At 35.4% G+C, this 8945-nt stretch carries 9 protein-coding genes and 1 pseudogene; 7 read left to right on the top strand and 3 right to left on the bottom strand.

What is annotated here, in order from left to right; genetic code table 11:
- A partial coding sequence (locus GW534_RS14950) for an EamA family transporter (protein WP_161921787.1) occupies positions 1 to 722 on the top strand: 722 nt, incomplete at its 5' end.
- Between the two features lie 57 nt (positions 723 to 779).
- On the opposite strand, the gene GW534_RS14945 is transcribed toward GW534_RS14950, so the two are convergent.
- Positions 780 to 1175, bottom strand: a complete 396-nt coding sequence (locus tag GW534_RS14945; RefSeq protein WP_161921786.1) for a nuclear transport factor 2-like protein — start codon at positions 1173 to 1175, stop codon at positions 780 to 782.
- Between the two features lie 267 nt (positions 1176 to 1442).
- Here GW534_RS14945 and GW534_RS14940 point away from each other — a divergent pair, with 267 nt between their 5' ends.
- The 3 genes and pseudogenes from GW534_RS14940 to GW534_RS14930 all read left to right on the top strand — a co-directional run.
- Entirely contained in the window at positions 1443 to 2630 is a 1188-nt protein-coding gene (locus GW534_RS14940; RefSeq protein ID WP_161921785.1) for a thiolase family protein, read from the top strand.
- Positions 2631 to 2700: 70 nt separating this feature from the next.
- On the top strand, positions 2701 to 4698 hold the full coding sequence (locus GW534_RS14935) for an acetoacetate--CoA ligase (RefSeq protein WP_161921784.1): 1998 nt from the start codon (positions 2701 to 2703) through the stop codon (positions 4696 to 4698).
- Positions 4699 to 5042: 344 nt separating this feature from the next.
- Positions 5043 to 5192: pseudogene (locus GW534_RS14930) on the top strand (MFS transporter); the annotation flags it as partial.
- A gap of 73 nt (positions 5193 to 5265) precedes the next feature.
- On the opposite strand, the gene def reads toward GW534_RS14930, so the two are convergent.
- Positions 5266 to 5841 carry a peptide deformylase gene (gene def, locus GW534_RS14925; RefSeq protein WP_161921789.1) on the bottom strand — a complete coding sequence of 192 codons (576 nt, stop codon included), beginning with the start codon at positions 5839 to 5841 and terminating at the stop codon, positions 5266 to 5268.
- Positions 5842 to 6259: 418 nt separating this feature from the next.
- Between def and GW534_RS14920 the strand changes: the two genes are divergently transcribed.
- On the top strand, positions 6260 to 6451 hold the full coding sequence (locus tag GW534_RS14920) for an ATP-binding cassette domain-containing protein (protein ID WP_161921783.1): 192 nt from the start codon (positions 6260 to 6262) through the stop codon (positions 6449 to 6451).
- On the opposite strand, the gene GW534_RS14915 is transcribed toward GW534_RS14920, so the two are convergent.
- Positions 6398 to 7168, bottom strand: coding sequence for a serine hydrolase domain-containing protein (locus tag GW534_RS14915; RefSeq protein WP_161921782.1), 771 nt, complete (start codon positions 7166 to 7168; stop codon positions 6398 to 6400). The two genes, GW534_RS14920 and GW534_RS14915, sit on opposite strands and share 54 nt — an antisense overlap.
- A 220-nt stretch (positions 7169 to 7388) precedes the next feature.
- Between GW534_RS14915 and folE the strand changes: the two genes are divergently transcribed.
- Positions 7389 to 8039: a GTP cyclohydrolase I FolE gene (gene folE / locus GW534_RS14910; RefSeq protein WP_246204205.1), complete on the top strand. Its 651-nt coding sequence runs from the start codon at positions 7389 to 7391 to the stop codon at positions 8037 to 8039.
- Positions 8040 to 8069: 30 nt separating this feature from the next.
- The gene (locus GW534_RS14905) at positions 8070 to 8861 is read left to right on the top strand and encodes an SDR family oxidoreductase (RefSeq protein WP_161921781.1); all 792 of its coding nucleotides are present in this window, start codon (positions 8070 to 8072) and stop codon (positions 8859 to 8861) included.
- Positions 8862 to 8945 lie beyond the last annotated feature (84 nt).

Below are 8945 nucleotides of genomic sequence, written 5' to 3'. Positions count from 1 at the left end.
ACTACCGAAAATTGATAAATTTACTCCTCATAGCTGTTTTAAGTATGGCTTTATTTAATTATTTTTATTTTGAAGCTTTTTCCCGTTCGAATTTATCGATTGCGGTCACGCTTTTATACACAGGCCCCTTATTCGTTGCAATTTTAGCGAGAATCTTTTTTAAAGAACCATTAACGAAACGAAAAGGTTTGGCGCTTGTTTTTGCGATAACCGGTTGTGCCTTTGTAGTCGGATTATTTCCGTTCAATGAAATTAGTATCTCTTTAACTGTTGTATTAATCGGAATTTTGTCAGGCTTTTGCTACGCCCTTTATAGCATATTTAGTAAGCCATTAACGAAACGGTATTCGGCGTTAACAATTACAACCTACACTTTTTTATATACGAGTATTTTTATGTTATTAACGAGTGATTTACCGAAAAAGGCGAATTTGTTTCGTTTTGCTGATGTATGGATTTGGTCATTATTATTAGCGCTTGTTGCTACCTTTGCTGCTTATGTTTTATATACAACAGGCTTAAAATATTTAGAAGCTAGTAAAGCATCGATTTTAGCAACAATCGAACCGATTGTAGCGGTTATATCTGGGGTCTTATTTTTAGGCGATCAATTAATGGGGTGGCAAGTTTTAGGAATCGCATTTGTTTTATATTCTGCTGTTCTTGTTGCAGGTGAAAGTGCTAAGAAAAGTAAAACGATTACTCGTGGTCTGGATAAATGACCGTTAAGGATATGAACGATCTGAAGCAAATGTATTCTTATCGTTCATATCCAAAAATTAAATGGTTTTGATTACATAAGAAGTGATTTTCTTTATTTTTGCTTTTTTACCAAAACCTCCGAAATTGTACACATCACAAAAATCAATCTTTGTTTCATTTTGTAATATCATTGTTCCGTTCAATGAAGCGGTATTGCCGTGGGTGATGATGTTATGAATGATTAAATGTTTAACTTGGTGCTTTTTCCAATCATTTAAAGCTTCTTTATATTCCCCGATTCCTTCAAAGCGGTTCTGACCGATCAATTCCCAAACAATGTCATCACGCATACAGTTAATACAAAACTCCGTATCATTTTTTGCAAAGGCAATTGTTAAATCTCTTAGTAATTCTTTTTTTGGAGCGTTTCCACAGTTTTCCGCACATTCCACGATCAAACTTTCAAATTGCAATATATATACTCCTTTCTGAACAAATCACTTTAATCCATATTGTCTCAAAAAAGGCCTAACCAATCAAAGTAATTCTCGGTCAATCATGCGAAACCTTTAGATTAGGATTAATTGACATATGAAGCAAAAAGGATTTATCATAATTATCAGATAAGTGATATTTTTCTTAACAAAACCGTGCAAGGAGGGAGTTATTCGTTAAAAATATTTTTATAGATTAAGAGTTTAAAAATATAGAGTTGTTACATACCGAAAGGAGCGAAGAAAATGGGAGTATATATTATTGAAGGTGCTAGAACTGCATTTGGTACATATGGTGGTGCACTAAAAGATATACCTGATGTTGAACTAGGGGTCATTGCAACAAAAGGGGCGTTGGAAAAAAGCGGCGTTCCTGCAGAGGATATTGATGAGATTATATTTGGAAATGTTATCCATACAAGTGACAACTCAGCTTACTTAGCCCGCCATATCGGGTTGAAAAGTGGCTTACGAGAATCATCTGGTGCCATCACATTAAACCGTTTATGTGGGTCTGGTTTACAATCAATTGTTACTGCTGCACAAAATATTTTATTAGGAGAAGGAAATGTTTATGTAAGTGGTGGCGTAGAAAATATGAGCCTTGCACCTCATATATTAAAAGGAACACGATTCGGCTCACCGAACAAACCGCCAGTCATTGAAGATATGCTTTGGGGTGCGTTAACAGATAAATATATTGGCTGTGGAATGGGGATGACTGCAGAAAATCTTGCCGAAAAATACCAGATTTCAAGAGAAGAACAAGATGAATTTGCTTTACTTTCACAACAAAGAGCAGGTGAGGCGAGAAAAAATGGTCGTTTTGCGCAAGAAATTGTTCCTGTAGTTACGAAAGGTAAAAGGGGAAAAGAAATTGTTGTGGATCAAGATGAACATATTCGTGAAGGTGTTAGTCTCGAACAATTAGCTAAGTTAAAAACTGCTTTTAAACAAGATGGAACCGTAACAGCAGGAAATGCGAGCGGAATTAATGATGGTGCGGCTGCGGTTGTTGTTGCTTCTGAACAATATGTAAGAGAAAACAATTTGAAACCGCTAGCAAGAATTGTTTCGTGGGGAATTGCGGGTGTCGATCCGAAGATTATGGGGATTGGACCTGTTGAAGCAAGTCAAAAGGCACTAGCAAAAGCTAATTTAACATTAACTGATATGGATTTAATTGAAATTAATGAAGCTTTTGCTGCACAAACCCTTGCTTGTGTGAAAGAGCTTGGTATTGATAAAGAAAAATTAAATGTAAATGGAGGAGCGATTGCGCTTGGTCATCCACTTGGTGCGAGTGGTACAAGAGTTACGTATTCTCTAGCAGTAGAGTTAAAAAATAAAAACTTAAAATATGGCCTAGCTACACTATGCATTGGTGGCGGACAAGGAATCGCAGCAGTCATTGAAAATGTTTCATCTAATTAATAATTAACTATTCTATAAAATTATAAATCAAATTAACAGCATATTTTTTAAACGGGAAGGGGGAGAAAATTTGAAAACGGAAAAACAAGAGGGAAAAATACTTTGGGAACCTTCAAAGGATTTCAAGGAAAATAGTAATCTACACAAGTTTATGAATTGGCTTTCGGAAAAGAAAGGACTCAAATTCAATCAATATGACGAATTATGGTCATGGTCTGTAACAGACATAGAAGGTTTTTGGTCAGCGATTTGGGAATATTTCCAAATTAAAGGGTCTATGGGCGACGTTGTAATAGAAGGAACAGAAATGCCGAATGTAAAATGGTTCCCGAATGCAACCATTAACTATGCGCAACACGTTTTCCGCAATGAAACTTCTGAAAGACCTGCAATTATTTTTAAATCAGAAAATCGACCACAAGGAGAAGTTTCGTGGGAAGAATTAAAGAAGAAGACGGCTGCAATTGCCCAATATTTAAAATCAATTGGGATAAAGCCAGGAGACCGGGTAGTTGCCTATGCATCGAATATTCCCGAGACTGTAATGGCATTTTTAGCCTGTGCCAGTATTGGAGCTGTTTGGTCCAGTTGTGCACCAGAGTTTGGTATCCAAAGTGTCATTGATCGATTTAAACAAATTGAACCAAAAGTAATGTTTGCGATTGATGGTTACCAATACGGTGGGAAAAATTATAATCGATTAGAGAATGTAAAAGAAATCCAAACAGAATTGCCGTCATTACAGAAAACTATTATTATATCGAACCTTGATAAGGAACCGAACATTAAAGATTTAGACGATGCTGTTCCATTTGACCAAGTCGTTTTAGAAAATATTGGGGCAGAATTGAAATTTAAACAATTTTCATTTAATCATCCACTTTGGATTTTATATTCTTCTGGAACGACAGGTAAACCGAAAGGAATTGTTCAAAGTCAAGGAGGCATTGTTTTAGAACATATTAAATGTTTATCCCTTCATCTCGATTTAAAAAAGGATGACCGCTTTTTCTGGTATACAACGACAGGTTGGATGATGTGGAACTTAGCTGTAGGTGGATTATTGTTAGGTGCGACGATCGTCATTTATGATGGAAACCCGACATATCCGGATCATTCCACATTATGGAAGTTTGCAGAATCAACGAAAATGACGATCTTCGGTACAAGTGCAGCTTATATACTTTCCTGTATGAAAGCAGGCTTTAAACCTAAGAAAGAAGTAGATTTAACATATTTGAAAAATATTGGTTCAACAGGTTCCCCATTACCTGCAAATGGCTTCGATTGGATATATGAACAAGTTAAAGAGGATTTATGGTTAACATCCGTCAGTGGTGGGACCGATATGTGTACTGCATTTATTGGGGGAAGCCCTATACTACCAGTGTATTCAGGGGAATTACAAGCACGGTGTTTAGGGGCTTCGGTTAAAGCTTTTAATGATGTAGGAGAAGAACTAATAGATGATATAGGTGAACTAGTCATTACGAAACCAATGCCATCAATGCCAATCTACTTCTGGAATGATCCAAACAATGAACGCTATAAAGATAGTTATTTTGATATGTTCCCAGGCATATGGCGCCATGGTGACTTTATTAAAATCACCCAAAAAGGTACTTCAATTATTTATGGCCGTTCCGATGCTACAATTAATCGAGGTGGTATTCGGATGGGGACAAGTGAAATTTATAGTGCCGTCGATGCGATTTCAGAAGTAGTTGATAGCTTAATTGTTGATATTCCGATAAGTTCAGATAAATCTTTTATGCCACTTTTTGTCGTATTAAATGAAGGCGTAGAACTAACGGATGAGTTAAAAAAACAAATTAGTCAAGTTATTCGGACTAATTGTTCCCCACGTCATGTACCGAATGAAATATATGCCGTAAAAGATTTACCAAAAACATTAAATGGTAAAAAATTAGAGGTCCCTATTAAGAAAATATTAATGGGTGTTCCGGTAGACAAAGCTGTAAACGAAGGATCTTTGTCAAATCCGGAATCGATTCAATACTTTATCGATTTTAAAGAAGAGTTAAAGAATTTATCTAAAATGAAATAGACGTAAAAAATGCAAATAAGAAAGTAAAACATAAGAGCCACTAATATTAAAGGTGGCTCTTATATAATGATTAAAATTAATATTTTCCCTTCTAAGCTTTTTTTGCAAATTGTAAAATGTCATTGACTACAACAACGTTCAACATTTTGACAACGAATGAATGAAAGTAATCGCAAAGCATATTTATATATAAGCTAATTTTCTGAAATTGGGAGTTGAACGTGTGATAAAAGAACAAATTAATAACCATTTCCAAAAAGTTGTCGAAGAGGATGACAGAATTACGAATGCTTATTTATTAGTCCTCTTAATATGAACCACACATACATACTTCAACATACTAAGCCTTTGGAGCAGGTGTTCAAATGCCAGCGGTCGGTGCCATTTTACCGCAAATTGTTCCTCAGGATAAATTAACAAAGGTTAACGGTATTAATGGAAGTATTCAAGCCATCATCATGTTTGTATCGCCAATGGTGAGTGCAGCAATGATAGATGAATCTGAAAATCCGTTTAAAGAAAAATGAGCTGCTAAGAAAACAGCTCATTTTTTATGAAGAACCAATTTTAGTATAAGCTACGACAATTTTCCGGTACTTGGAATGGATTTTCTTTATTAATTCGATCGTAGAACATAATGCCTTCTAAATGGTCATATTCATGTTGGAATACGATGGCTGCATAGCCTTTTAATTTAAGAATGACTTCTTCGCCATCTAAATTATAAAATTTCACTTTAATTCGTTCATAGCGAGGGGTAAATCCTTGCACTTCACGATCTACTGATAAACACCCTTCTGCAGGTGGTAAGTATACCATTGTAACAGAGTGACTAATAATTTTCGGATTTATAACGTAATATTCATGTAGCTTATCTTTATCGTCGGTAAAATACGTAACAAACATACGTTTATCTAATCCGATTTGGTTTGCAGATAAACCTACGCCACCTCGTAATTTGTATTTTTTCGAAAGCACCGGGTCTTGACTATTTTTCAAGAACGTCATCATACACATTAATGTTTCTTTGTCTTCTTCTGAAAGCGGTAATTCAACTTCTTTAACAGGTCGATGAAGAATTTCATGACCTTCGCGTACAATATCATCCATTGTTATAATGTAATCTTTTTTAAATTTATTCATATCGTAATTTTTCATCTGCCTTTTTTTATTTTTATTGTTTTCCAAACGTTGTTATAAATTATTTATTTTAGTTATCTCGCGTTCACGAATTTAATCTCAGTATATAAGAACAGTTGTAATTATAACAACTTAAACTTCTCTGTCAAGGACAGTGGTTATATGTATTTATCCTCCAATTTTCCAATCATGTACTAGCTTATTTTACGCTAAACTGGTTATATAAAATGGACAAGATATTATGGAAAAACCGAATGCAACTAAAGTTAACAAAAGTCGTTTACTCTGGTTGGTGTTAACATGGATAAATCAAAGGTATGATTATTACAGGAGGTATGAAATGTATGGAAAATATGAAAAATAATATTGCTGTAAACTTACGTTATTTAAGGAATAAAAACAATTTATTCCAAGAAGAATTATGGGGTTAATTGGAAAAAATGGTGCGGGGAAAAGTACGACATTAAAATCAATGTTAAATTTAGTTCATCCTGATGAAGGCACAATTGAAATGTTCGGTAATAATTTTAAACAAAATGAAGAAAGTTGTAAACAAGAATTAGGTGTTGTTTGGTGGAGGTTGTGGAACGATGATATCTGGGTTAGGTGTTAGAGTTCCATCTTCACTGCGTGTATGAATTGTCGCTCGTCTTTCTAACATGAAAGGTGTCAATGTAAAAGCGATATCTTTTATTCCAAGAGGCTTAAATATCGTTTTAGCCATAACTTCGCCTAGACGTTTACCAGTAACTGCTTCGATAATTTGGCCAATCCAATCAATGTTAATTCCATAGTTCCAACGTCTACCAGGTTCAAACAACAATACACTTTTTAGGGTTTCCTTTGAACTTGCGAGAGTAGGTGGAACTTTGGCATAATCACGGTACTTTTGTTCATCTTCACTGAAAAACTCGTATCCGAATCCAGCGGTATGTAACATTAACATGTTAACGGTAATATCGGTTTTCGGTTTTCTTAATATTGGATTTCCATTATCGTCAAATCCTTCGAGCACCATAATGTCTGCAATTTCAGGTACGTATTCTTTCGCAGGATGATGAAGGTCTACCTTTCCTTCTTCTACTAATTTCATTAATACAGCACCAGTAATGGCTTTTGTTGTTGAAAATAGAGCAAACACTGTATCAAGGGACATTGGGGTTTTTGTATTTAAATCTCTTACTCCTGCAGCACCTTCATAAATATTCCCATTGCGGTCGGTGACCATTGCGACAACACCAGGTACTCCACCAAGCCGATTTACTGTATTGTCTAGTATTTGGTCCAACGTCTTTTGTAACTCTTTTTTTACCGTTACACTTACTCCCATATTGACCCTCCGTTTATTTGTTTTTTTAGAAAATTCAATCAATTAATATTTTAATATCTAGTCAATTAAAATATTTAGAAAAAAGTACCTATATTAAATTGGGTGATTCAAAGTAAAAAAACTGTTATGATTAAGTTTATGAAACAGGAAACTATAAGGGATGATTCCCTATAATCCTAGACCGAACATGATAAATATAGTAAACTTTTTAATAAATTTAATGAAGAGAGGTTTATGCCGTATGTCTTTATTAGAGTTAGAATCTAAGGTATTTGAAAAATTTCCTCATATATTCAATGGAGATTCAAATAAAGTAGAACAAGCTGAAAAAATAGTCGAGGCTCTTCGTCATTTAATTGAATTATGTGGTGATGATCCGAACCGTGATGGCTTACTTGAAACTCCACAACGAGTATTGAAAGCTTTTCTTGAGTATACAGAAGGATATCAAGAAGATCCGAAAGAGCATTTGAAAAAGGTTTTCGATGTGCAACATCGGGAATTAGTCCTTGTAAAAGATATTGAATTTTATTCCATTTGTGAACATCATTTTGCGCCATTTTTTGGTGTAGCCCATGTTGGTTATATTCCGAATGAAAAAATTACTGGACTTTCTAAGATTGCTAGAATGGTAGATGGGTATGCGAAACGTTTCCAAGTGCAAGAAAACTTAACAAATCAAATTGCGGATGCGGTAGAAGAAATTTTAGAACCTCAAGGCACAATGGTTGTCGTTGAAGCAAAACATATGTGTATGTGTGGACGTGGCATTAAGAAGTCGGATGCGAAAACTACAACGACTGCCGTAAGAGGAGTATATGCAGAACGTTCAGATTCTCGGATGGAATTTTTAACATTATTAAATCGTTAATTGGAATCCAAAAGAGAGTGGGTGAGAGATGTGAGGCATGCAGTAATCACTGCAGGGTCGAAGGGTCTTGGTAAAATGGTGACCGAGGAGCTTCTGAAAAAGGGTTGCTCGGTTACAGTGAATTTTCGAAGCGACTTGGCTCGGATAAATGAGCTGAAAGAAGAATGGAAAGAGTATGGCGACCGCATTCAGTTTGTTCAAGGTGATGTGACAAAAAAAGAAGATATTAAATATATTTTCACCCAAGCGATGGAAAGGTTTGGACGTATCGATTATTTAATTAATAATGCAGGTCCGTATATCGCTGAGCGAAAAAAACTTGTCGATTATACAGATGACGAGTGGTATGAAATGGTTGAAGGAAACTTAAGTGCGGTCTATCATTTCTTAAAATTAACGATACCTGTGATGCGGAAACAAAAATTTGGTCGCATTATTACATACGGTTTCCATGAAGCAGAACATGCACCAGGGTGGGTTTATCGCTCTGCTTATGGGGCTGCTAAGGTAGGACTTGTTTCACTTACGAAAACGGTTGCTTTAGAAGAGGCAGAACATGGGATTACGGTTAATATGATTTCACCAGGTGATATTGTCGGTGAAATGAAAGAGTTAAATATTCAAGAGGCACGTAAAATGCAAGATCCAAACACACCAATTGGTCGACCAGGTAGTGGAGAGGATATCGCTCGAGTGATTGCCTTTTTATGTGATGAAGATTCGGATATGATTACAGGCAGTGTGATTTCGGTTGCTGGTGGGGTGGATGTTGTAAATAAATTTCGTCAAGTCCAGCACCAGTCTCTGAATATAATTGAATAACTATATAGAAGTTTTTTCTACCTTATTCGATACTGAATAAGGTTTTTTCTTGTTTGTGTTTAAGCAATGTAATAGCTTGGGATG

It is taken from the genome of Pallidibacillus pasinlerensis (assembly GCF_009996845.1).
Taxonomy (GTDB): Bacteria; Bacillota; Bacilli; order Bacillales; family Caldibacillaceae; genus Pallidibacillus; species Pallidibacillus pasinlerensis.
The sequence above is the reverse complement of the archived record's forward strand: the minus strand, read 5'-3'. Positions and strand labels throughout refer to the sequence as shown.

What these genes read in the sequence shown, in the direction of transcription:
- GW534_RS14915 (WP_161921782.1), bottom strand. Translation starts at nt 7,168, where the DNA reads ATGGGAGTAAGTGTAACGGTAAAAAAAGAGTTACAAAAGACGTTGGAC.
- def (WP_161921789.1), bottom strand. Translation starts at nt 5,841, where the DNA reads ATGAATAAATTTAAAAAAGATTACATTATAACAATGGATGATATTGTA.
- GW534_RS14940 (WP_161921785.1), top strand. Translation starts at nt 1,443, where the DNA reads ATGGGAGTATATATTATTGAAGGTGCTAGAACTGCATTTGGTACATAT.
- folE (WP_246204205.1), top strand. Translation starts at nt 7,389, where the DNA reads ATGAAGAGAGGTTTATGCCGTATGTCTTTATTAGAGTTAGAATCTAAG.
- GW534_RS14920 (WP_161921783.1), top strand. Translation starts at nt 6,260, where the DNA reads ATGGGGTTAATTGGAAAAAATGGTGCGGGGAAAAGTACGACATTAAAA.